This window comes from Citrobacter sp. Cpo148 (genome assembly GCF_030332375.1).
GTDB classification, from domain to species: Bacteria; Pseudomonadota; Gammaproteobacteria; order Enterobacterales; family Enterobacteriaceae; genus Citrobacter; species Citrobacter portucalensis.
In genome coordinates this window covers 162,755-185,876 of sequence record NZ_JAOWHY010000046.1, presented here as the reverse complement: position 1 = coordinate 185,876, position 23,122 = coordinate 162,755, and the positions used below count along the sequence as shown (strand labels likewise).

At 53.3% G+C, this 23,122-nt stretch carries 24 protein-coding genes; 18 read left to right on the top strand and 6 right to left on the bottom strand.

The annotated features are described in order from the left end of the window. The first annotated feature begins 63 nt into the window (after window positions 1–63). On the top strand, window positions 64–2,082 hold the full coding sequence (locus tag OGY10_RS15780; RefSeq protein WP_191226752.1) for an oxidoreductase: 2,019 nt from the start codon (window positions 64–66) through the stop codon (window positions 2,080–2,082). A gap of 53 nt (window positions 2,083–2,135) precedes the next feature. Here OGY10_RS15780 and rlmG read toward each other — a convergent pair whose 3' ends face one another. After that, on the bottom strand, window positions 2,136–3,272 hold the full coding sequence (gene rlmG / locus OGY10_RS15775; RefSeq protein ID WP_008785866.1) for a 23S rRNA (guanine(1835)-N(2))-methyltransferase RlmG: 1,137 nt from the start codon (window positions 3,270–3,272) through the stop codon (window positions 2,136–2,138). Window positions 3,273–3,354: 82 nt separating this feature from the next. Here rlmG and OGY10_RS15770 point away from each other — a divergent pair, with 82 nt between their 5' ends. From OGY10_RS15770 to sstT, 4 genes are all read left to right on the top strand, one after another. After that, the gene (locus OGY10_RS15770; protein ID WP_008785867.1) at window positions 3,355–3,855 is read left to right on the top strand and encodes a M48 metallopeptidase family protein; all 501 of its coding nucleotides are present in this window, start codon (window positions 3,355–3,357) and stop codon (window positions 3,853–3,855) included. A 72-nt stretch (window positions 3,856–3,927) separates the two neighbouring features. Then, complete coding sequence (locus OGY10_RS15765; RefSeq protein ID WP_048225663.1) at window positions 3,928–4,926, top strand: Gfo/Idh/MocA family protein; 999 nt, start codon at window positions 3,928–3,930, stop codon at window positions 4,924–4,926. 271 nt (window positions 4,927–5,197) lie between these two features. Continuing rightward, on the top strand, window positions 5,198–6,166 hold the full coding sequence (locus OGY10_RS15760) for a TerC family protein (protein ID WP_048216385.1): 969 nt from the start codon (window positions 5,198–5,200) through the stop codon (window positions 6,164–6,166). A gap of 242 nt (window positions 6,167–6,408) precedes the next feature. Then, window positions 6,409–7,653: a serine/threonine transporter SstT gene (gene sstT / locus OGY10_RS15755; RefSeq protein WP_032945076.1), complete on the top strand. Its 1,245-nt coding sequence runs from the start codon at window positions 6,409–6,411 to the stop codon at window positions 7,651–7,653. A gap of 16 nt (window positions 7,654–7,669) precedes the next feature. Here the strand turns inward: sstT and OGY10_RS15750 are convergent, their stop codons facing one another. From OGY10_RS15750 to uxaC, 3 genes are all read right to left on the bottom strand, one after another. Then, on the bottom strand, window positions 7,670–8,224 hold the full coding sequence (locus OGY10_RS15750; RefSeq protein ID WP_008785870.1) for a YgjV family protein: 555 nt from the start codon (window positions 8,222–8,224) through the stop codon (window positions 7,670–7,672). Window positions 8,225–8,362: 138 nt separating this feature from the next. After that, on the bottom strand, window positions 8,363–9,850 hold the full coding sequence (locus OGY10_RS15745) for a UxaA family hydrolase (protein WP_008785871.1): 1,488 nt from the start codon (window positions 9,848–9,850) through the stop codon (window positions 8,363–8,365). 15 nt (window positions 9,851–9,865) lie between these two features. After that, a complete protein-coding gene (gene uxaC, locus OGY10_RS15740) occupies window positions 9,866–11,278 on the bottom strand; it encodes a glucuronate isomerase (protein ID WP_032945079.1) in 1,413 nt (470 codons plus the stop codon). Window positions 11,279–11,749: 471 nt separating this feature from the next. Between uxaC and OGY10_RS15735 the strand changes: the two genes are divergently transcribed. The 11 genes from OGY10_RS15735 (at window position 11,750) to OGY10_RS15685 (ending at window position 19,768) form a co-directional block, all read left to right on the top strand. Further along, the gene (locus OGY10_RS15735) at window positions 11,750–13,051 is read left to right on the top strand and encodes an MFS transporter (RefSeq protein WP_003828557.1); all 1,302 of its coding nucleotides are present in this window, start codon (window positions 11,750–11,752) and stop codon (window positions 13,049–13,051) included. A 134-nt stretch (window positions 13,052–13,185) separates the two neighbouring features. Further along, entirely contained in the window at window positions 13,186–13,962 is a 777-nt protein-coding gene (exuR, locus tag OGY10_RS15730; protein WP_003828559.1) for a transcriptional regulator ExuR, read from the top strand. 348 nt (window positions 13,963–14,310) lie between these two features. Then, window positions 14,311–14,973 (top strand): DedA family general envelope maintenance protein YqjA, encoded by a 663-nt coding sequence (yqjA, locus tag OGY10_RS15725; RefSeq protein WP_003828561.1) that lies wholly within the window; start codon window positions 14,311–14,313, stop codon window positions 14,971–14,973. Between the two features lie 18 nt (window positions 14,974–14,991). After that, window positions 14,992–15,360 (top strand): EnvZ/OmpR regulon moderator MzrA, encoded by a 369-nt coding sequence (mzrA, locus tag OGY10_RS15720; protein WP_162623447.1) that lies wholly within the window; start codon window positions 14,992–14,994, stop codon window positions 15,358–15,360. 148 nt (window positions 15,361–15,508) lie between these two features. Then, window positions 15,509–15,877 (top strand): DUF1090 domain-containing protein, encoded by a 369-nt coding sequence (locus OGY10_RS15715; protein WP_103284684.1) that lies wholly within the window; start codon window positions 15,509–15,511, stop codon window positions 15,875–15,877. A 33-nt stretch (window positions 15,878–15,910) separates the two neighbouring features. Next, window positions 15,911–16,216, top strand: coding sequence for an ElaB/YgaM/YqjD family protein (locus tag OGY10_RS15710; protein ID WP_003024832.1), 306 nt, complete (start codon window positions 15,911–15,913; stop codon window positions 16,214–16,216). A 2-nt stretch (window positions 16,217–16,218) separates the two neighbouring features. Beyond that, complete coding sequence (locus OGY10_RS15705; RefSeq protein WP_003828567.1) at window positions 16,219–16,614, top strand: phage holin family protein; 396 nt, start codon at window positions 16,219–16,221, stop codon at window positions 16,612–16,614. Then, window positions 16,614–16,913: a YqjK-like family protein gene (locus tag OGY10_RS15700; RefSeq protein WP_003828569.1), complete on the top strand. Its 300-nt coding sequence runs from the start codon at window positions 16,614–16,616 to the stop codon at window positions 16,911–16,913. The genes OGY10_RS15705 and OGY10_RS15700 overlap by 1 nt, the downstream gene beginning before the upstream one ends. Window positions 16,914–17,086: 173 nt before the next feature. Then, window positions 17,087–17,479 carry a DoxX family protein gene (locus OGY10_RS15695; RefSeq protein WP_003024847.1) on the top strand — a complete coding sequence of 131 codons (393 nt, stop codon included), beginning with the start codon at window positions 17,087–17,089 and terminating at the stop codon, window positions 17,477–17,479. A 72-nt stretch (window positions 17,480–17,551) separates the two neighbouring features. Then, the gene (gene yqjG, locus OGY10_RS15690) at window positions 17,552–18,538 is read left to right on the top strand and encodes a glutathionyl-hydroquinone reductase YqjG (RefSeq protein WP_008785878.1); all 987 of its coding nucleotides are present in this window, start codon (window positions 17,552–17,554) and stop codon (window positions 18,536–18,538) included. Window positions 18,539–19,402: 864 nt separating this feature from the next. Continuing rightward, on the top strand, window positions 19,403–19,768 hold the full coding sequence (locus OGY10_RS15685; protein ID WP_008785879.1) for a DUF805 domain-containing protein: 366 nt from the start codon (window positions 19,403–19,405) through the stop codon (window positions 19,766–19,768). Window positions 19,769–19,876: 108 nt separating this feature from the next. On the opposite strand, the gene yhaJ is transcribed toward OGY10_RS15685, so the two are convergent. Beyond that, on the bottom strand, window positions 19,877–20,773 hold the full coding sequence (yhaJ, locus tag OGY10_RS15680; RefSeq protein ID WP_003024855.1) for a DNA-binding transcriptional regulator YhaJ: 897 nt from the start codon (window positions 20,771–20,773) through the stop codon (window positions 19,877–19,879). Window positions 20,774–20,877: 104 nt separating this feature from the next. On the opposite strand from yhaJ, the gene OGY10_RS15675 reads away from it, so the two are divergent. Both OGY10_RS15675 and OGY10_RS15670 read left to right on the top strand, forming a co-directional pair. Then, entirely contained in the window at window positions 20,878–21,579 is a 702-nt protein-coding gene (locus tag OGY10_RS15675) for a pirin family protein (protein ID WP_003024860.1), read from the top strand. A gap of 26 nt (window positions 21,580–21,605) precedes the next feature. After that, a complete protein-coding gene (locus OGY10_RS15670; RefSeq protein WP_003828578.1) occupies window positions 21,606–21,755 on the top strand; it encodes a protein YhaL in 150 nt (49 codons plus the stop codon). A 54-nt stretch (window positions 21,756–21,809) separates the two neighbouring features. Here OGY10_RS15670 and OGY10_RS15665 read toward each other — a convergent pair whose 3' ends face one another. Beyond that, a complete protein-coding gene (locus OGY10_RS15665) occupies window positions 21,810–23,120 on the bottom strand; it encodes an L-cysteine desulfidase family protein (protein ID WP_008785880.1) in 1,311 nt (436 codons plus the stop codon). Between the last annotated feature and the right edge of the window lie 2 nt (window positions 23,121–23,122).

The window sequence follows — 23,122 nt, the reverse complement described above, 5'->3', positions numbered from 1 at the left end:
GCGACGGCTAAATTATTAACTCATCCGACCACATAACAATAATTTTACATACTGGACACCTTTATGAGCTATCCGTCGCTGTTCGCCCCGCTCGATTTAGGCTTCACCACGCTTAAAAACCGCGTGCTGATGGGTTCAATGCATACCGGGCTGGAAGAGTATCCTGATGGTGCAGAACGGCTGGCCGCGTTCTACGCCGAGCGCGCTCGTCACGGCGTAGCGTTAATTGTGAGCGGAGGTATTGCGCCTGCGCTTTCCGGCGTGGGGATGGAAGGCGGTGCGATGCTGAACGACACCAGCCAGCTTGCTCACCATCGCGTCATTACCGATGCTGTGCATGATGAAGGCGGCAAAATCGCCCTGCAAATCCTGCATACCGGACGTTACAGCTACCAGCCGCATCTGGTGGCGCCTTCTGCTATTCAGGCCCCCATTAACCGCTTTACGCCACATGAATTAACGCACGATGAAGTGCTGCAGTTGATTGAAGATTTTGCCCACTGCGCACAGCTGGCGCGGGAAGCGGGCTACGATGGCGTGGAAGTGATGGGGTCGGAAGGGTATCTCATCAACGAATTCCTGACACTGCGTACCAACCAGCGCGATGACCAATGGGGCGGTGAGTATGCCAACCGCATGCGGTTTGCCGTTGAGGTGGTACGAGCGGTACGTCAGCGTGCCGGGAATGACTTTATTATTATCTTCCGCCTGTCGATGCTCGATCTGGTGGAAAACGGCGGAACCTTCGACGAAACCGTTCAGCTGGCGCAGGCTATAGAAGCCGCGGGGGCCACCATTATTAACACCGGTATTGGCTGGCATGAGGCACGTATTCCCACTATCGCTACCCCGGTACCGCGCGGTGCGTTTAGTTGGGTGACGCGTAAGCTGAAAGGGCATGTAACAATCCCACTGGTCACCACCAACCGCATTAACGATCCCCAGGTCGCCGATGACATTCTGGCCCGTGGCGATGCCGATATGGTGTCGATGGCCCGTCCGTTCCTCGCCGATGCCGAACTGCTGTCAAAAGCGCAAACCGGACGAGCGGATGAGATCAACACCTGTATCGGCTGTAACCAGGCCTGTCTGGATCAGATCTTCGTCGGCAAAGTCACCTCTTGCCTGGTCAATCCGCGCGCCTGCCATGAAACCAAAATGCCGATCGTTGCGGCAGCTGTGCCAAAGAACCTGGCGGTTGTCGGTGCGGGTCCTGCGGGCCTCGCCTTCGCCATTAATGCCGCAGCGCGCGGGCATCACGTGACGCTGTTTGACGCACATGGCGAGATTGGCGGGCAGTTTAATATCGCCAAACAGATCCCCGGCAAAGAAGAATTCTATGAAACCCTGCGCTACTACCGCCGGATGATCGACGTGACTGGCGTGACCCTGAAGCTGAATCACTTTGTCAGCGCACACGATCTGCACTCCTTCGACGAAGTGATCCTTGCCAGTGGGATCGAGCCACGCATGCCGCCGATCGAGGGGATCGATCATCCTAAAGTGCTGAGCTATCTCGACGTTCTGCGCGATAAGACGCCAGTGGGTAAACGCGTGGCGATCGTGGGCTGCGGCGGGATCGGTTTTGATACCGCAATGTATCTGAGTCAGCCCGGTGAACCCACCAGCCAGAACATTGCGGAGTTCTGCGTGGAATGGGGGATCGACACCAGCCTGCAACAGCCTGGCGGCTTACGCCCGGAAGGCCCGCACTTATCCCGCAGCCCGCGCCAGATAGTGATGTTACAGCGAAAAGCCAGCAAACCGGGGCAAGGTTTAGGTAAAACGACGGGCTGGATCCATCGCGCCACCCTGCTCTCACGCGGCGTGAAAATGATCCCGGCAGTCAGCTATCAGAAGATTGATGATGATGGGTTACACGTTGTGTTGAACGGTGAACAGGTGATCTTTAACGTGGATAACGTGGTGATTTGTGCCGGACAAGAGCCGCGCCGTGAGCTGGTCGATCCGCTGCACGCGGCAGGTAAAACGGTGCATCTGATCGGCGGCTGCGATGTGGCGATGGAACTGGATGCCCGACGCGCTATTGCGCAAGGCACCAGGCTGGCACTGGAAATTTAACAGGATGTATTTCGTAGGCCGGATAAGGCGTTAGCCGCATCCGGCACCCGCTATTACCGACGGCGACCGGTTTTGACCGCTTTCAGCACCACGAATTTATTATTGGTGGCGATGGTTACGCAGTTGCCGAAAATCTTCTTCAGCTTGTGGAAGTAGTCGAGGTGACGGTTAGCCACAATATACAGCTCACCGTTGATTTTCAGGCAGCGACGGGCGTGGTGGAACATTTCCCAGGCAATGTTATCCGTCAGCGCATGCTTCTGATGGAACGGTGGGTTGCACAGCACGGCGTTAAAGCGGAACGGTTCGACGCCAGACAGCGCGTTGTTAATCATAAACTCACAGCGATCCAGCGCTTCAGGCATGTTACTTTCCACGTTCAGGCGGCTTGAAGCCACCGCCATTGGCGATTCATCAACAAATACCACACTGGCTTCTGGGTTTTTCGCCAGCAGCGTCATACCGATGACGCCGTTGCCGCAGCCGAGATCAACAATCTCCCCTTCGAGGTTTTCCGGCAGATGCTCGATAAAAAAGCGCGCGCCGATATCCAGCCCGGTACGGGAGAAGACGTTGGCGTGGTTATGGATAGTCCAGTCGGTGCCTTCCAGCTTCCAGCTTAGCGTTTGCGAGGCAGCGGCCAGCTCCGGTTTGCTGAACGTACAGTTGATCAATCGGGCTTTTTTCCACGCCAGCGTCGTGGTGGTTGGGCCCAGCACTTTTTCAAACAGTTCCAGCGTCGAGGTATGTACATCACGCGCTTTTGCCCCGGCGATGATGCGCGTTTCTGGCGTTACCACTTCGCGCAGCGCACGCAGTTGCTGCTCCAGCAGCGCCATGGTTTTTGGCAGCTTAATCAGCACCACGCCCGGCGCCTGCGGATAGTCAGCGGTACTGTCGAGGAACTTGACGCTCGACTCGGCAATATCGTTGTGACGCAGGTTCTCGCGCGTGGCAAGCTCGCTGAGATAGGAATCGCCGATGCTGTACGGCGTATGTTCCGCCAGCGCACAGCCCAGCGCGCCGAAGGTATCATTCAGGATCAGCACCGGGCCGCTAATCTCGGTATCGTCCAGCTGTTGCAGCAGATATTCATCTGCAGCTTCCCACGCCAGCAGCGGGTTAACGTCATCCGTTTCCGGGAAACGTTTAAGTGACAGCGAACGGAAACCGTTGTCTATGTGGCTCATCGGCCCTCCTGAATGGTAAAATTTCGGCGTATCCCTGAAAAGGGTGCGTGAGTATACACTTTTATGATTTGCGTGGACATGAATGAACCAACTAACTTACCTCCAGGGCTACCCGGAACATTTGCTTTCTCAAGTGAGAACGCTGATTGCTGAGCAGCGCCTGGGCGCAGTGCTGGAGAAGCGCTATCCGGGTACGCATGACTTCGCGACCGACAAAGCGCTCTGGCAATATACCCAGGATCTGAAAAATCAGTTTCTGCGTAACGCCCCGCCGCTGAATAAAGTCATGTATGACAGCAAGATCCACGTTCTGAAGAATGCGTTGGGGCTGCATACCGCCGTCTCTCGCGTGCAGGGCGGTAAGCTCAAAGCCAAAGCGGAGATCCGCGTCGCCACCGTGTTTCGCAGCGCCCCGGAACCCTTTTTACGCATGATCGTCGTTCATGAACTGGCGCATCTGAAGGAAAAAGAGCACGACAAAGCGTTTTACCAGCTTTGCTGTCATATGGAGCCTCAGTATCATCAACTGGAGTTCGATACCCGCCTGTGGTTAACGCAACAATCGTTAAAGCAAACTGCGTAGTCGCGCACTGGCTTTGTCTTCAGGGCATGCTAAATTGACGAAAGAATCCCTTTTCGCAGCCTGAAGGCCTTTATGATACGTTTCGCAGTAATTGGCACAAACTGGATCACCCGCCAGTTTGTCGATGCCGCCCATGAAACCGGCAAGTATAAGTTAACCGCAGTCTATTCCCGTAGCCTTGAGCAGGCACAGACCTTCGCCAACGATTACCCTGTCGAACATCTGTTTACCTCACTGGAAGCGATGGCGCAAAGCGAGGCAATCGACGCTGTCTATATCGCCAGCCCGAACTCCCTGCACTTTCCACAGACCGAGCTGTTTTTGCGGCACAAAAAGCATGTTATTTGCGAAAAGCCGCTGGCCTCCAATCTGGCGCAAGCCGAAGCCGCTATCGCCTGCGCGCGTGAGAATCAGGTCGTGCTGTTTGAAGCGTTTAAAACCGCCTACCTGCCTAATTTCCTGCAGTTACAGCAATCACTACCCAGAGTAGGAAAAATCAGGAAAGCGTTTATCAATTACTGCCAGTACTCCTCGCGTTACCAGCGCTATCTGGACGGTGAAAATCCGAACACGTTTAATCCGGCATTCTCCAATGGCTCGATTATGGATATCGGTTTTTACTGCCTGGCCTCAGCGGTTGCGCTGTGGGGCGAACCGCTGAGCGTTCAGGCCAGCGCCAGCCTGCTGGAAAGTGGCGTGGATGCCCACGGCGTGGTGGTGCTGAATTACGGTGATTTCAGCGTTACGCTCCAGCACTCAAAAGTAAGCGACTCGGTATTAGCCAGTGAAATTCAGGGCGAGTCGGGATCGCTGGTCATCGAGCATATCTCCGAATGCCAAAAGGTGTGCTTCGTGCCACGTGGGGGAAAAACGCAGGATCTGACGACGCCTCAGCACATCAATACTATGCTGTATGAGGCAGAGGCTTTTGCCCATTTGGTTGAATCCGGCGAAGTGGATCACCCGGCACTGGCCGTCAGCCGTATTACCGCCAAACTGCAAACGGAGATTCGCCGCCAGACCGGCGTGGTTTTCCCGGCAGACGAAGCGGAAACATCGCTGACTGCGTAAAGGTGTGTAAAACGAATGTTGCAGGCCATTGACTGAAAGCATGGCCTGTAATATTTTGTAACCCGCAAAGGGGAGTAACTTCGTTGTCGGTTGATCGTCATTACGATGTGTGAAAAACCACATCCGGTCACCGGGCGATAACAAAGGAATACGCCACCGTATTCCTTTGTTGTTGTAAGTGAGACCTTGCCGAATGGCAAGGTCTATGCATAAAAAGCAGCGGCTAACGTCATTCGGCGTTGGCCGTTTTTTTTATGCATGGGGAAATACAATGAATACTGTCGGCACACCGTTGTTATGGGGTGGCTTCGCTGTCGTAGTGGTAATTATGCTGGCCATCGACCTGCTGTTGCAGGGGCGTCGTGGCGCGCATACGATGTCAATGAAGCAGGCTGCGGCCTGGTCAATCGTCTGGGTAACGCTGTCGTTACTGTTTAACGCTGCCTTCTGGTGGTACCTGGCGGAAACCCAGGGGCGAGCCGTTGCCGACCCACAGGCGCTGGCGTTCCTTACCGGCTATTTGATCGAAAAATCACTGGCAGTAGATAACGTCTTTGTCTGGTTGATGCTCTTCAGCTACTTCTCCGTGCCGCCTGCGTTGCAGCGTCGGGTACTGGTGTATGGCGTGCTGGGTGCGATTGTGCTGCGTACGATCATGATCTTCGCGGGCAGCTGGCTTATCACCCAGTTTGAGTGGCTGTTGTACGTGTTCGGCGCGTTCCTGTTGTTTACCGGCGTGAAGATGGCGCTGGCGAAAGAAGATGCCTCCGGTATTGGCGACAGACCGTTAGTACGCTGGCTGCGCGGTCATTTGCGCATGACCGATACCATCGAAGATGAAAAATTCTTCGTGCGTAAAAACGGCCTGCTGTTTGTTACGCCGCTGATGCTGGTGTTGATTCTGGTTGAGCTGAGCGATGTGATTTTTGCCGTCGACAGTATTCCGGCTATCTTTGCCGTGACCACCGACCCGTTCATCGTGCTGACCTCGAACCTGTTTGCTATTTTGGGTCTGCGTGCGATGTACTTCCTGCTGGCGGGCGTGGCGGAGCGTTTCTCCATGCTGAAGTACGGCTTGTCGGTCATTCTGGTGTTTATCGGTATTAAGATGCTGATCGTCGATTTTTACCATATCCCGATCGCTATCTCGTTAGGCGTGGTATTTGGCATTCTGTTTGTGACGCTGGTTGTTAACGCGTGGGTCAACCACCAGCACGATAAAAAGCAGCAAATACAGTAAGTTTCATCTGCTAGCTGAAAAGCCCGACAGCACACTGCGTGCGTCGGGCTTTTTGTTTATCATGTCAAAATAATGTTAAGTTAAAGTTATAAAATATGATCTCAACGCGGAATCCAGGATATTTCGCTTCCCGAACCGCGTTCTTTCCTTATACTCAGCCATGCAAACATTTGCCCGATCCTGAAAGATGCGTCAACAGAACGCACAAAGGTAAGGCAACAACACAATGAAAGGATTACTACATGACTACGCAACGTTCATCGGGGCTACTCTCGCGTTTGGCGCAAGGGAGCTTGGTTAAACAAATTTTGATCGGTTTGGTACTGGGGATTTTACTGGCACTGGTGTCAAAACCTGCGGCTGAAGCCGTTGGTTTGCTGGGTACGCTGTTCGTCGGCGCATTAAAAGCCGTCGCGCCAATTCTGGTTCTGATGCTGGTGATGGCTTCTATCGCCAACCACCAGCACGGGCAAAAAACCAATATCCGCCCCATTCTGTTCCTCTACCTGCTCGGAACATTTTCAGCGGCATTAACCGCCGTTGTCTTCAGCTTTGCTTTCCCATCAACACTGCATCTTTCCAGCAGTGCGGGGGATATCGTACCGCCGTCCGGGATTGTTGAAGTGATGCGCAGCCTGCTGATGAGCATGGTTTCTAACCCAGTTGATGCCCTGCTTAACGCTAACTATATCGGTATTCTGGTATGGGCCGTTGGTCTGGGCTTTGCACTGCGCCACGGTAATGAAACGACCAAAAATCTGGTCAATGATATGTCCAACGCCGTCACCTTTATGGTGAAGCTGGTGATTCGTTTCGCGCCAATCGGTATCTTTGGTCTGGTCTCCTCCACGCTGGCAACCACCGGTTTCGCAACGCTTTGGGGCTACGCCCAACTGCTGACCGTACTGGTAGGCTGTATGCTGCTGGTGGCGTTTGTGGTCAACCCACTGCTGGTCTTCTGGAAAATTCGCCGTAACCCGTACCCGCTGGTGCTGGCCTGTCTGCGTGAAAGTGGCGTGTATGCCTTCTTTACCCGCAGTTCGGCGGCAAATATTCCGGTGAACATGGCACTGTGTGAGAAGCTAAATCTGGATCGTGATACCTATTCGGTGTCTATTCCGCTGGGCGCCACCATCAATATGGCGGGCGCGGCGATCACCATTACCGTACTGACGCTGGCGGCGGTGAATACGCTGGGTGTTCCGGTTGATTTACCGACGGCGCTGTTACTGAGCGTGGTGGCTTCGCTGTGTGCCTGTGGTGCATCGGGCGTGGCCGGCGGTTCTCTGCTGCTGATCCCGCTGGCGTGCAACATGTTCGGTATCCCGAATGACATCGCCATGCAGGTTGTTGCCGTTGGCTTTATCATCGGCGTATTGCAGGACTCATGTGAAACGGCGCTGAACTCTTCTACAGACGTCCTGTTTACCGCTGCAGCCTGCCAGGCAGAAGACGAGCGTCTGGCAAATAACGCCCTGCGCGGCTAATCCCTACGCCCCTCCGTCATCGGGCGGAGGGGTTCTCTTCTTGTACGCTTTTTTCAATTTTGAACGGATCAATTCCGCGTTTTTGCATCCGCCGGAAGCGAATAATGTTCAGGCCGTTCATCACCAGAAAACTCCCTTCGATCATCGTCCCACCAATCGACCCTAGCCAGAAATTATGGATAACCCAACAGGCAGTTGCGCACCACATGACGCAGCGCACGGTTAACCCCTTGCAGCGGAACAGCGCCCAGGTACTGGCCAGCGTGCCAATTATCGGCAACAGCTCCATCGCATGCTGTAATTTCGCCAGCCCGAGAACCAGGGTGAGGACAATAAAAACGGTCATTACCCACAGTTTGCGGGTATGCATTGAGACAAGTGTGCGGATGGTGTTGAGTTCTGCGCTCATTCCCGCAGGCCAGGCCCCCATCAGGAAAAAATGCACGCCGATGGTGGCGCTATAGACGGCGAGTTGCAGCCGGAACCGGCGCTCATCGCGATTGAAAAAGGTGGTAATACCGATCAGAAAGGCGATGACACCTACGCCCTGGGCCAGCCAATACGCGGTCATGCAAGCAACCCCAATTCTATCTCGTAGGCCGGATAAGGCGAGTTCGCCGCCATCCGGCAACGGTTTGTGCCTGATGGCGCTGCGCTTATCAGGCCTACGGTTTGCGCAGACCTGCATGCAGGTACCATCAGGTATTTACTACAACGTTACGCCGCTTTTAAATATCGCTAACTCTCTAAAATCATTCCGCTCGTTGCAGGTTTGCTTGCCGTTGGCGAAATCGACGATGGTATCGACAAATTCTTCCAGTAACTGCGGCATCGCTTTACCATGGATCAACTGTCCAGCGTCAAAATCGATCCAGTGCTTTTTCTTCGCCGCCAGCTCGCTGTTGGTGGCAATTTTCACCGTCGGCACAAAACCACCGTAAGGTGTACCGCGACCGGTACTGAACAGCACCATATGACAGCCCGCGCCCGCCAGGGCACTGGTCGCCACCGCATCGTTACCCGGTGCGCTCAGTAGATTCAGACCATGCGTCTTCAGACGTTCGCCGTAGCGCAGTACGTCCACCACCTGGCTGGAGCCTGCTTTTTGCGTGCAGCCGAGAGATTTATCTTCCAGCGTGGTGATACCGCCCGCTTTGTTACCCGGCGATGGGTTCTCGTAGATCGGCTGGTCGTGAGCAATGAAGTACTGCTTGAAGTCATTGACCATGGTGACCAGCTTGCCGAACGTTTCTTCATCGCGGCAGTGGTCCATCAGCAGTTGCTCGGCGCCGAACATTTCCGGTACTTCGGTCAGTACGGTGGTGCCGCCGTTGGCAATCACGTAGTCAGAAAAACGACCCAGCATCGGGTTGGCGGTAATACCAGACAGGCCGTCAGAGCCGCCGCATTCCAGACCAAACTTCAGCTCGCCCAGCTTACCCGGCTCACGCTTATCGTTACGCATCACGTTGTACAACTGGTGAAGATGTTCAATCCCCGCTTCCACTTCGTCTTCCTGATGTTGGCAGACCATGAAGTGAACGCGCTCAGGATCGTACTCGCCTAAGGTTTCGCGGAAGGCATCAACCTGGTTGTTTTCACAACCAAGGCCAACCACCAGCACCGCACCCGCATTCGGGTGACGCACCATGTTTTGCAGCATGGTGCGGGTGTTAATGTGGTCGTCGCCGAGCTGTGAACAGCCGTAGGTGTGGCTGAAGAGATGCACGCCGTCGATTCCTTCGGCGTCGTTAGTCTCTTTCAGAAAACGGTTCTGCATCTGGCGCGCCATGGCGTTAACACAGCCTACCGTCGGTAGGATCCACAGTTCGTTGCGCACGCCAACATCCCCGTTGGCACGACGGTAGATCTGCACATCACGATCCGCCGGTTGTGCAACTTCCGCCTGAAAATCAGGGTGGTAGCTATACGTGTCCAGGTCGCTCAGATTGGTGCGCGTGTTGTGAGCATGAATATGCTCACCCGCCGCAACGTCCACCAGCGTATGGCCAATTGGCAAACCGTATTTAATGACGTTTTCGCCTTTCGCAATATCGCGTAAAGCGAATTTATGGCCACGAGAGACCGCCTGACGCAGGGTTACCGCCTGCCCATCAACGGTGACTTCGGTTCCTTCAGCCAAATCAGCGAGCGCTACCGCGACGTTATCCAGCGCATGGATCTTGATGTATTGCATACCTTCACCTGGGCCTTAGTTCAGTTCAATGGCGAAGTAATCACGCGCATTGTTAAAGCAAATATTTCTGACCATTTCACCCAGCAACTGGATATCTGCCGGTGCTTCACCTGCAGCAACCCAACGGCCAATCATCTGGCACAGAATGCGACGGAAGTATTCATGGCGCGTGTATGACAGGAAGCTACGGCTATCGGTCAGCATGCCGACGAAACGGCTCAGCAGGCCGAGCTGGGCCAGCTGCGTCATCTGACGTTCCATCCCGTCTTTCTGATCGTTGAACCACCAGCCGGAACCGAACTGCATCTTGCCCGGCATACCTTCGCCCTGGAAGTTGCCGATCATGGTGCCCAGCACTTCGTTATCACGCGGGTTCAGGCAGTAGAGAATGGTTTTCGGCAGCAGGTTCTGTTCGTTCTGCTTGCTCAGCAGTTTGGACAGTTCTTCAGCCATCGGACGGTCATTGATGGAGTCGAAGCCAACATCCGCGCCCAACAGTTTGAACTGGCGCAGGTTGTTATTACGCAGCGCGCCGATGTGGTACTGCTGTACCCATTCGCGACGAGCATATTCCGCACCAAGGAACACCAGCACGGCGGTTTTAAACTGGGCAATTTCATGCTCACTCAGGGTTTCACCCGCCAGGCGACGCGCCAGAATGCTATCCAGTTCAGATTCGTTAGATTCGGCAAACAGCACCACGTCCAGCGCGTGGTCAGAAACTTTACAGCCGTGAGCCGCGAAGTGATCCAGACGTTTGGTCAGTGCAGCTTGCAGATCGCTGAATCGGCGGATATCCGTGTCAGACACTTCACCGAGCTTCGCCATGTAGTCATTAAAGGTCGCCAGCTCAATGTTAAAGGCTTTATCCGGACGCCAGCTCGGCAGCACTTTCACATCAAAGCTTCCGTCTTTAGCAACGGCCGCATGATGCTCCAGAGAGTCGATCGGGTCATCGGTAGTGCCGACCATTTTCACATTCATCTGCTGCATGATGCCGCGCGCGGAGAATTTATCCTGCGCCAGCAGCTCGTTGCACTGGTTCCAGATTTCATCAGCAGTCGCAGGAGAAAGCAGCTTACCTGTAATACCAAACGGGCGACGTAATTCGAGGTGGGTCCAGTGGTACAGCGGGTTACCGATAGTGTGCGGAACCGTGGCGGCCCATGCGTCAAACTTCTCGCGATCGGACGCATCGCCGGTACACAAGCGCTCAGCGACGCCATTGGTACGCATAGCACGCCATTTGTAGTGATCACCCTTCAGCCAGATGTCATACAGGTTATTAAAACGGTAGTTTTCAGCGATTTGTTGCGGTGGTAAATGGCAGTGGTAATCGAAGATCGGCTGGTCTTTGGCGTAATCATGGTACAGACGGCGGGCAAATTCGGTGTCCAGCAGGAAATCTTCAGTCATAAACGGGGTCATTATCGTCTTCCTCTCAACGAGTGCGTCAGATTGCTTATGTTTTGATGTTGACAAAGTTATCACACCAATTTCCATACACTGAAGATATTTTCGTGAGTTAGATCAACAAATGGTGACAAAAAAATTACTCTCAAAGAGGTAAATCACGCGTCAAGCCGCGCCAGCGCTGGCTTTGCTGAATCGAAATAATGACCACACGAAGATTCACGCTTTTGTGATGGCACTCACCTTTTAAAGCTGTATGACAAGTTATCTTTTGGCCGTCGCGATACATAAGCCGACGGAATGCAAATTACCGATGTATAACCATCGGATTGACCGGTACGGAAACCGAATTAGCACAATTATTGACATGGCAAAGTTCGGGGAGTACCGGCTTTTTTTCGGTCCCCCCTCGTAAAAGAACATCCTCCGCCCTGAACTGGAAGATGACCGCTCGTTCGCGGACATAACAAAACGATGAGGTTTTACATGCGTAAAATTAAAGGGTTACGTTGGTACATGATTGCACTGGTGACGCTTGGCACCGTGCTGGGTTACCTGACACGTAACACTGTGGCGGCAGCTGCGCCAACTCTGATGGAAGAGTTACACATCTCCACTCAACAGTATTCCTATATCATCGCAGCGTATTCTGCTGCTTACACCGTAATGCAACCCGTTGCCGGCTACGTGCTCGATGTGCTCGGCACAAAAGTTGGTTACGCGATGTTCGCCGTTCTGTGGGCCGTCTTCTGCGGCGCGACCGCACTGGCTGGCAGTTGGGGTGGACTGGCGCTGGCGCGTGGCGCGGTAGGTGCCGCTGAAGCCGCAATGATCCCTGCGGGTTTGAAAGCCAGTTCTGAATGGTTCCCGGCAAAAGAACGTTCAATTGCCGTGGGGTACTTTAACGTCGGCTCTTCTATCGGTGCGATGATTGCTCCGCCGCTGGTCGTCTGGGCAATCGTCATGCACAGCTGGCAGATGGCATTCATTATTTCCGGTGCGCTGAGCTTCATCTGGGCGATGTGCTGGCTTGTGTTCTACAAACACCCGCGCGACCAGAAAAAACTGTCTGATGAAGAACGTGATTACATTCTGAATGGTCAGGAATCACAGCATAAAAACGCGACCTCGAAAAAAATGTCGCTCGGTCAGATCCTGCGTAACCGCCAGTTCTGGGGCATCGCGCTGCCGCGTTTCCTGGCAGAGCCAGCCTGGGGTACCTTCAACGCCTGGATCCCGCTGTTCATGTTTAAAGTCTACGGCTTTAACCTGAAAGAGATTGCGATGTTTGCCTGGATGCCGATGCTGTTTGCTGACCTGGGCTGTATCGTTGGGGGCTACTTACCGCCGCTGTTCCAGCGCTGGTTCGGCGTTAACCTGATCGTTTCACGTAAAATGGTCGTCACCATGGGCGCATTGCTGATGATTGGCCCAGGGATGATTGGTCTGTTCACCAGCCCGTACATTGCTATCGCCCTGCTGTGCGTCGGAGGCTTTGCTCACCAGGCGCTGTCCGGTGCGCTGATTACGCTTTCTTCTGACGTATTTGGTCGTAATGAAGTGGCAACCGCAAACGGTCTGACCGGTATGTCCGCCTGGCTTGCCAGTACGCTGTTTGCACTGGTTGTTGGCGCACTGGCTGACACTATCGGCTTTAGCCCGCTGTTCGCCGTACTGGCGGTATTCGACCTGCTCGGCGCACTCGTTATCTGGACGGTCTTGCAAAACAAATCGGCCAGCGAGGTCGACTCGGGATCACAGACTGGCGATCCCGCTCCGCAAAATTAACCCGCTGCTTTTCATCAAGGGTATATAATGCAAAGCCGCCAGTCATCTGGCGGCTTTTTTATCGCCGCGAGTGGAGCAGTAATCGCAAAAGTGGTATAACAAATATAGTCTGCCGTATCATGCCTGGAGCGCATATGGAAATCACCGAACCACGACGTTTGTACCAACAACTTGCAGCTGATCTGAAAGAACGCATTGAGCAAGGCGTCTATCTGGTGGGTGACAAACTCCCTGCCGAGCGCTTTATCGCCGATGAAAAAAATGTCAGCCGTACCGTGGTTCGTGAAGCAATTATCATGCTCGAGGTAGAGGGTTACGTTGAGGTGCGCAAAGGATCGGGGATCCACGTCATTTCCAACCAACCCAGACATTATGTTGCGCCAGATGAAAACCTGGAATTTGCCAGCTACGGTCCTTTCGAGCTGCTCCAGGCGCGTCAGCTCATTGAGAGTAACATTGCCGAGTTTGCCGCCACGCAGGTGACCAAACAGGACATCATGAAGCTGATGGAGATTCAGGAGAAATCACGTAACGAAAAAAGCTTTCGTGACTCCGAGTGGGATCTCCAGTTCCATGTGCAGGTCGCCCTGGCAACGCAGAACTCGGCTCTGGCCGCGATTGTTGAAAAAATGTGGACTCAGCGTATTCACAACCCCTACTGGAAGAAATTGCACGACCACATCGACCTGCGCACGGTTGATAACTGGTGTGATGACCATGACCAGATCCTTCGGGCGCTGATTCGCAAAGATCCTCATGCCGCCAAACTGGCGATGTGGCAGCATCTTGAGAACACGAAGCAGATGCTGTTTAACGAAACCAGCGATGATTTTGAGTTCAATGCGGACCGTTATCTATTTACCGAAAATCCGGTCGTTCACCTCGATACAGCGGCTAACAGCGCAAAATAAACAATCTTATCAATGCAGGCGCGACCACGCGCCTGTTTCTGACACTTGGTAAGCGTTAGGTATAAAGTGTCAGCCTGTGTAAATCCTCTCGCCTCCCTCCATTGCGATAAGCAAAATCACAGTTCAACAACCGTAATTTCTATAACGGACTACGTTGACCTTTGTTACAATTAGATGCTGTTTGAATTTTTGTGTTTAAGAGCTTGCTAACTTCACAACTTTACAGGGAATAGTTCAGGCCGTGAATTTGTATCAAACCGCGAGTCATGTAAAAAATATTAATAAAATCGTGGTGTTACAAAACCCAGAAAACCGGCATGACGATAACCGATTCTCCAGGAATATTGAATGGAACTACTGACTCAATTACTAAATGCTTTATGGGCTCAGGATTTTGAAACGCTGGCCAATCCTTCCATGATTGGCATGCTCTATTTTGTACTCTTTACTATTTTGTTTCTGGAAAACGGACTGCTGCCAGCAGCCTTTTTACCTGGCGACAGCTTGCTGGTACTGGTCGGCGTACTTATTGCCAAAGGCGCAATGGGTTTTCCGCAAACGGTACTGCTGCTCACCACCGCAGCCAGCCTTGGTTGCTGGCTCAGCTATATACAAGGTCGATGGTTGGGTAATACCCGCACCGTGCAAAACTGGTTATCTCATCTTCCTGCACATTATCATCAGCGTGCGCATCATCTGTTCCATAAGCATGGCTTGTCTGCGCTGCTGGTCGGCCGCTTTATCGCGTTTGTCAGAACATTACTGCCGACCATCGCAGGATTGTCCGGCCTGAACAATGCGCGCTTTCAGTTCTTTAACTGGATGAGCGGACTGCTTTGGGTCCTTATTCTCACATCGCTGGGCTATCTGCTGGGCAAAACACCGGTGTTTCTCAAATATGAAGATCAGCTGATGTCTTGCCTGATGCTGCTTCCTGTGGTGTTACTGGTGTTTGGTCTGGCAGGTTCACTGGTTGTTCTTTGGAAAAAGAAATACGGGAACCGAGGGTAAATTATGCTGAAATCATGCATAACGCTCCGACGACTTGCCTGGTCCACCACTTTTATGTTGTTCATCGGCGCGTTGCTCCTGACCTGGTCGGTCATTCGCCAGCAGGAGTCAACGCTTGCCATTCGCGCCGTAAACCAGGGGGCCAGCATGCCTGATGGCTTCTCTATCTGGCATCACCTGGATGCCAACGGCATTCGTTTTAAAAGCATCACTCCGCAAAATGACGCCCTGCTGATTACCTTTGATTCCAGTGCGCAGAGCGCAGCGGCAAAGGTCGTACTGGATCGAACGTTACCGCACGGTTTCGTTATCGCTCAGCAGGATGATAATAATCAGGCGGTTCAGTGGTTATCCCGCTTACGTGAGACCCCACACCGTTTTGGTTAATTTCCAGGAATCTGAATTAGATCACTCACTTTGGTGATTTCACCGTTTAGCGCCTATGATTAATAAACTGGGTTTATGACCCAACGCTTTATTATTCTGGAGCATCGACCCTAAACGAAGAGGTCGAATCACAATGGAAGGTTCAAGAATGAAATACCGCATCGCTTTGGCAATTAGCCTTTTCGCTCTCAGTGCCGGCAGCTACGCCACCACCCTCTGTCAGGAAAAAGAACAAGACATTCAGCGGGAGATTAGCTATGCCGAAAAACACAACAATCAGAGCCGTATCAATGGGCTGAACAAAGCGCTGAGCGAAGTCAGAGCAAACTGTACTGACAGCAAACTGCGCGCTAACCATCAGAAAAAGATCGCCGAGCAGAAAAATGAGATTGCCGAGCGTCAACGTGACTTAGCCGAAGCTAAGCAAAAAGGCGATGCGGAAAAAATCGCAAAGCGCGAACACAAGCTTGCTGAAGCTCAGCAAGAGCTAAAAGAACTCGAGACCCGCGATTACTAAGTACGGTAACTAGCCACTCAACTGGAGAAAACTATGTCGAAAGATAATGCTACGGAAAACCTGCGCGCTGAGCTGAAATCTCTTGCGGATACGCTTGAAGAAGTACTTAGCTCCTCTGGCGATAAGTCGAAGGAAGAGATGAGTAAAATTCGCAGCAAAGCCGAACATGCGCTGCGCGAGAGCCGCCATCGTCTGAGTGAAACCAGCGATGTAATCGCCAAACAGACCCGTGAGGCCGCGGCTAAAGCCGATAACTACGTGCGCGAAAACCCATGGACAGGCGTCGGCATTGGCGCTGCAGTCGGTGTGGTGCTTGGTGTACTGCTGTCGCGCCGTTAACAATGGCTGATTCTCAACACGCACAAGGTCCAGGCAAAGGCGTACTGGGTATTGGACAGCGGATCCTGACGATTCTCGTTGAGATCGTAGAAACACGGCTGCGGCTGGCCGTCGTTGAGCTGGAAGAGGAAAAAGCCAATCTCATCCAGATCCTGTTGATGCTTGGGCTGACTATGCTGTTCGCGGCGTTTGGCCTGATGAGCCTGATGGTGCTTATCATCTGGGCCATTGACCCTCAATACCGCCTGAACGCCATGATTGCCACCACCGTTGTGCTGTTGCTGTTAGCGCTGATTGGCGGGATATGGACGCTGCGTAAAGCACGTAAAACAACGCTGCTACGCCATACACGCCAGGAACTCGCTAATGACAGGCAAGCCCTGGAGGATGATGCATAATGAGCAGCAAAGTCGAACGTCAAAAGCGTAAGGCGCAACTGCTTGGACAGATCCAGCAGCAACGGCTGGATCTGTCTGCGACTCGCCGCGACTGGCTGGAAGCCACCGAGGTCTACGATCGTGGCTGGAAGACGCTACTGAACCTGCGTGGCTGGGTGTTGGTCGGGAGCAGTATTATGGCGGTTCGCACCATCCGCAACCCGAATCTGCTGGTACGCTGGGCTAAGCGCGGCTTTAGCGTCTGGAGTATCTGGCGTCTGGTGAAATCGACCATCAGACAGCAGCAACTGCGCGGCTAATCCTTTCCTTGCCCCCAACCTCAAAATTTTTGAAAAATACTGACAGTTTTCCTTGCTAACAATTCTCATTAAGCACGTTTATGATTCTCTCCATCGACAGCAACGACGCGCTCTGCAGCGTCGATGCACAAAAAAACACAATAAGCCGCCTGAGTGGTTTCCTGGAGAGTATGATGAAGAAATTAGAAGATGTTGGTGTACTGGTAGCGCGCATTCTGATGCCAATCCTGTTTATTACCGCAGGTTGGGGAAAAATCACCGGATATGCGGGTACCCAACAATACATGGAAGCCATGGGCGTCCCAGGATTTATGCTGCCGCTGGTGATTCTGCTTGAGTTTGGCGGTGGTCTGGCAATTCTGTTCGGTTTCCTGACCCGTACAACCGCGCTGTTCACCGCAGGCTTCACATTGCTGACGGCGTTCCTCTTCCACAGCAACTTTGCGGAAGGTGTGAACTCTCTGATGTTCATGAAAAACCTGACCATCGCAGGCGGTTTCCTGCTGCTGGCTATCACCGGTCCAGGCGCATTTAGTATTGACCGCGTACTGAATAAAAAGTGGTAAGCAAACTATACTGAACACATCAAAAAGCGAGGAGATATCTCCTCGCTTTTGCTATCTGAGGAGGCGAAAATCATGGGACAACTGATTGACGGCGTCTGGCATGACACCTGGTACGATACCAAATCAACCGGTGGAAAATTTCAACGTTCTGCATCGGCTTTCCGTAACTGGCTCACCGCGGATGGCGCGCCTGGCCCTACCGGTGAAGGTGGCTTTGCTGCCGAAAAAGACCGCTATCATCTGTACGTTTCTCTGGCCTGTCCGTGGGCGCATCGCACGCTGATTTTGCGCAAACTCAAAGGGCTGGAACCGTTTATTTCCGTTTCTGTTGTGCATCCGCTGATGCTGGAAAACGGCTGGACCTTTGACGATAACTTCCCGGCGGCAACCGGCGATACCCTGTATCAGCACGAATTTCTTTATCAGCTCTATTTACACGCCGATCCGCACTACAGTGGTCGGGTTACCGTTCCGGTGCTGTGGGATAAAAAGAACCACACCATTGTCAGCAACGAATCTGCAGAAATCATCCGCATGTTTAACACCGCGTTTGATGCGCTGGGCGCGAAAGCCGGAGATTACTATCCCCCTGCCCTGCAAAGCAAAATCGACGAGCTGAACGGCTGGATTTATGACAACGTTAATAACGGCGTGTATAAAGCCGGATTTGCCACCAGTCAGGAAGCCTACGACGACGCCGTGGATAACGTCTTTCAATCTCTGGCACGACTGGAGCAGATCCTTGGGCAACATCGCTACCTGACCGGCGACCAGTTAACCGAGGCCGACATTCGCCTGTGGACCACGCTGGTACGCTTTGATCCCGTGTATGTCACCCACTTCAAGTGCGACAAACACCGGATTAGCGACTATCTGAACCTGTACGGTTTCCTGCGTGATATCTACCAGATGCCGGGTATTGCGGAAACCGTCAATTTCGATCACATCCGCAATCACTACTTCCGTAGCCACAAAACCATTAACCCGACCGGCATTATTTCTGTTGGGCCGTGGCAGGACCTCAACGAACCTCATGGGCGTGACGAGCGTTTCGCATGATTTACACGGGTCCACTTTGGGGTTAGGCCGATTAGTTAAGCATGTATGGCGAACATGTGATTTTTGCTCAGGGTTCCGTTCACCTCAGCTGTGTCATTTCTCTGAAACGCCGTTACCCGTGAACGTGCAAGGGAGGCTCACCGCCGCCTCCCTTGCAACCCAGGCTCCCGGCGGGAAAATCGTCGCTACGCGATTCATTCGTCTTATGCCGTCTGCCTGTCGGGTCGGGGCCGAGCCTGCATCCTTGCAGGACGTCCCCTCTGCCCGCATCCCTGCGGGCAGACCCGGTCAGCCGTCAACGACTCATCGATTTTCAGCCGGACATGGGTCATCGCTTCAACTCTCTGACTTTCAGTTAAATCTCTTATGCTGTTCAGACATATTCATATAAAAATACCGGTGGTCAGGCGTGGCTGGTCCGGCTGAAAATTGCCGACGTGTTTCCGTAAGGCCGGGAGAACCCGCAGGGATGCGGGTTCAGGGCGCGCTTTACAGGGACGTTACATCGCGCCCGGCCCGAAAGCCTGAAGGAAAAAGCGGAGGGAACCACGAAGTGGCAATTTTCCCGCCGGGAGCCGGGATTGTAAAGGGCGTGGCGGAGAACGCCCTTTACACGTTCACATGAACCAATGCTTAAGAGAAGCGATGAACATAAGGTGAACGGAACCCTTTCTCTGAGAGCGCATATTCATTACTCCCGCCAACACAGGTTGATACTTTCTGAAACTGAGGCGTTCACTGATAAGTATTACCCATCAGAGGACCAAATAATTAACACCACAAATATTTACCATCATTTCATTCACAGCTATTCTTAATTTGATTACTTTAAAAACAAGTAATTGAATGCAGAACGAGGCAAAAATGGATTGGTATTTAAACGTATTAAAGAATTACTTTGGTTTTGGTGGCCGCGCGCGTCGTAAAGAATACTGGATGTTTGTGCTGGTCAACATCATCTTCACATTCGTGCTGGGTATTCTGGACAGAATGTTTGGCTGGGAGCGCGCCGGTGGAGAAGGCATATTAACGACGATTTACGGGGTTCTGGTCTTTATTCCGTGGTGGGCGGTACAGTTCCGGCGTTTACATGACACCGATCGTTCAGCCTGGTGGCTACTGGTGCTGCTGATCCCGATCGTAGGCTGGCTGGTGATCATCATTTTCAACTGTCAAAACGGTACTCAAGGGAGCAACCGCTTCGGGCCCGATCCCAAACAGTTATCCTGACGTAGCATATGTAGATGCCTGATGGCGCCGCGCTTATCAGGCCTACAACATACTCCGTCTTCCAGGCCGGATAAGGTGCTTCGCACCGCATCCGGCGTAACAGTCAGGCTATTTACCCGCAAACAGCTTGGGGATTTCCCGCAGACACCAGGATTTCGCCTCGCCCATGCTGTCACGACGCCAGGCCATAATAATATCTATCTCGCTTGTCGATTCCGGACTAACGACCCGCAGCCGACCAGCCGCAATATCCTCTTCCACCAGCGGATACGGCATCGTCGCCACGCCAAGTCCTGCCAACAGCGCCTGACGTTTATCTTCTATCGTACTCACCGTCAGACGCGGCTGCTTATCCAGCAGTTGAACCGTCAGCACCGGACGTTCACGGGCGGTATCCGCCACCGCGATCCCACGGTATTTAACGCGGGTGACTTCCGATAACGGTTCCGGCTCCTGATGGATGGGATGATCCGGGGCCGCTACATAGACGTTCATCAGCGAGTACAGCTTGCGCGAGTTGATTTCTGAGGATGAGCGAAAATGCATATCCGGCGCAATCACGATATCCGCCCGCCCCTGCTCAAGACGCTCCCACGCCCCGGCCAGAACTTCGGTAATAACGGAAAGCTGGGTATTGGCCTTCCCGGCAAGCCTGTCGATCAGCGGGAAAAACGCCGCCGTCGGCACCAGCGCTTCGGTAACGATAGTCAGATGCGTTTCCCAACCGCGAGCCAATGCTTCGGCATCGGTAGTCAGTTTATCCGCAGCTTCCAGCAGTACGCGCCCGCGCTCCAGCAACATACGCCCAACGTTAGTGAATTTTGTGCGGTGGCCTGAACGGTCAAACAGCACCACGTCCAGCTCTTCCTCCAGCTTCTGCATGGTATAGCTAAGTGCGGAAGGAACGCGTCCCAGTTCGTCTGCCGCAGCAGCAAAACTACCGCGTCTGTCTATTGCGTCCATGACGCGTAACGCTTCAAGCGTTAAAGCCCTTTCTTTGGCCATCTCGTTCTCATTCAGGAAATTTGAACATACCGGGCAGAATATCTGGCTAACAATGCAGCGTCTAGCCATTTAACATAAAAGGAAGTAAAGAGAGGTCAAGAACTATGATTACTACCCGTACAGCCAAACAATGCGGGCAAGCAGACTACGGCTGGCTGCAGGCCCGTTATACCTTCTCCTTTGGACACTATTTTGATCCTAAACTGCTGGGTTATGCCTCGCTGCGTGTTCTGAACCAGGAAGTTCTGGCACCGGGGGCCTCTTTCCAGCCACGGACCTATCCGAAGGTGGATATCGTCAATCTGATCCTCGAAGGGGAAGCGGAGTACCGAGACAGCGAAGGCAACCATATCAAGGCCAAAGCAGGTGAAGTTTTACTGCTCGCGACACAGCCCGGGATTAGCTATAGCGAACACAATATCAGCAAAGACAAACCGTTAACCCGGATGCAGCTCTGGTTGGACGCCTGCCCGCAGCGTGAAAACGCCTGTGTACAGAAAGCCACGCTGGGCACCGGTAAGCATCAGCTGCTGGCCTCGCCGGACGGTGAACAAGGCAGCCTACATCTGCGCCAACAGGTATGGGTGCACCACGTTGAGCTGCAGCAAGGTGAATCGTTGAGTTTTCAGTTACATGGGCCACGTGCTTATTTACAGTCGATTCACGGCAGATTCCATGCGGTGACGTCTGGCGCCGAAAAAGAAGCGCTCACCTGTGGCGATGGGGCATTTATTCGTGACGAAACTAACATAACGTTAGTCGCCGATACTCCGCTGCGCGCTTTGCTGATAGATTTGCCCGTATAGTCAGGGAAAACAATGGAGTACGACTATTGAGCAAGAAATCATCAAAAAAACGCCAGCCTCAGGTTGAGCCGAAAAAACAGGAAACAGTTACCTTCGGCTATGAAGAAATGCTGACAGAGCTGGAAGCGATTGTGGCCGATGCCGAACTACGGCTGGAAGACGAAGAAGCCGCCTGAACAGGCGGCTTAGACTTATGCCGGGTGGCGTCAACGCCTTACCCGGCCTATAGATTAATGTGCCTTACTGGCCATGATCTCAATAATCTGCTTGTCGGTTTCCTGCATTGAACGACACGCCAGCGCACACAGGTTAGCGATAGATTGTTCAACGTTATGCGCCACAATCCCTTCGTTGCCGGTTACAGCAGTATCATCCAGCGCCATCAGTACCGCTTTCCACGCCGCGGAAGCACTGGTTGAGACTTTCATCGCGCAGCTGTTTGAAGCGCCATCACAAATCATTCCGCTCACGTCGCCAATCATGCTACTGATCGCCATCGCGATGGTGTTGTAGCGACCATCTACGATCCATGCCATCCCCGCAGCTGCCCCCATCGCCGCCGTGGTTGCTGCACACAGTGCAGACAAACGCGGAAGCTGATGATGGATGTAGATAGCGCTCAGATGAGACAACATTAGCGCACGTGCCAGTTTCTCCTCATCCGCGCCAAAGTGCTCGGCCACCACCATCACCGGAACAGTCGCGGTAATGCCCTGATTACCGGAGCCGGAGTTGCTCATGGCCGGCAGCGTCGCCCCGCCCATTCGCGCATCCGACGCCGCACTGGTACGGATCAGAATAGAGGTGGAGAGATCGTTCGCCAGCAGGCCACGCGCACACTGCTTCTCAAGCGTAGTTCCGATGTGCAAACCCCAGTTACCGCGCAGCCCTTCCTGAGACAGCGCACCGTTCAGTTTTGCCGCATCGAGAATGAAGCGGATTGACTCAAACGGTACCGCGTTCACGAACGCCAGAATCTCTTCCAGCGAGGTGTGAGACAATACCGCCAGCGGCGACTCCTGTTCCTCTTCCTGAGCATTCTGTTCTGTGGTGAACACTACGCCCTTATTGGTCTCGATGTGCACAATGTTGGTATGACCGCCCACAATCGTCACGCACGCCCATCCTTCAGCGCTGTAAACCTTCGCGCGGGAAAAGAGGATGTCCTCGCAAGGCTCCTGCAGCATCACCGCAACCTTGCCAGCGCTCAGCATCGCTTTCGCATCGGCGATCGCTTGTGGTGACGCATCTTTCAGTACCTCTAAACCGGCACGGGCATTTCCCCCCAGCGCACCCAGAGCCGCCGCGACAGGTAACCCGACCATTCCGGTACCCGGCACGGTAACGCCCATGCCGTTTTTCATCAGGTTCGGTGAGACCCACGCGTCAATGCGTTCAACCGCGCCGTCCAGCTCAGAGGATGCAACCGCCGCCGCCAGAGCCAGAGAGATAGGTTCTGTACAGCCTAACGCAGGCTTAACTTCTTCCTGCACTGCGCGGATAAAACTATCCCATAATGGATTCAATGTAGTCTCAAACATAA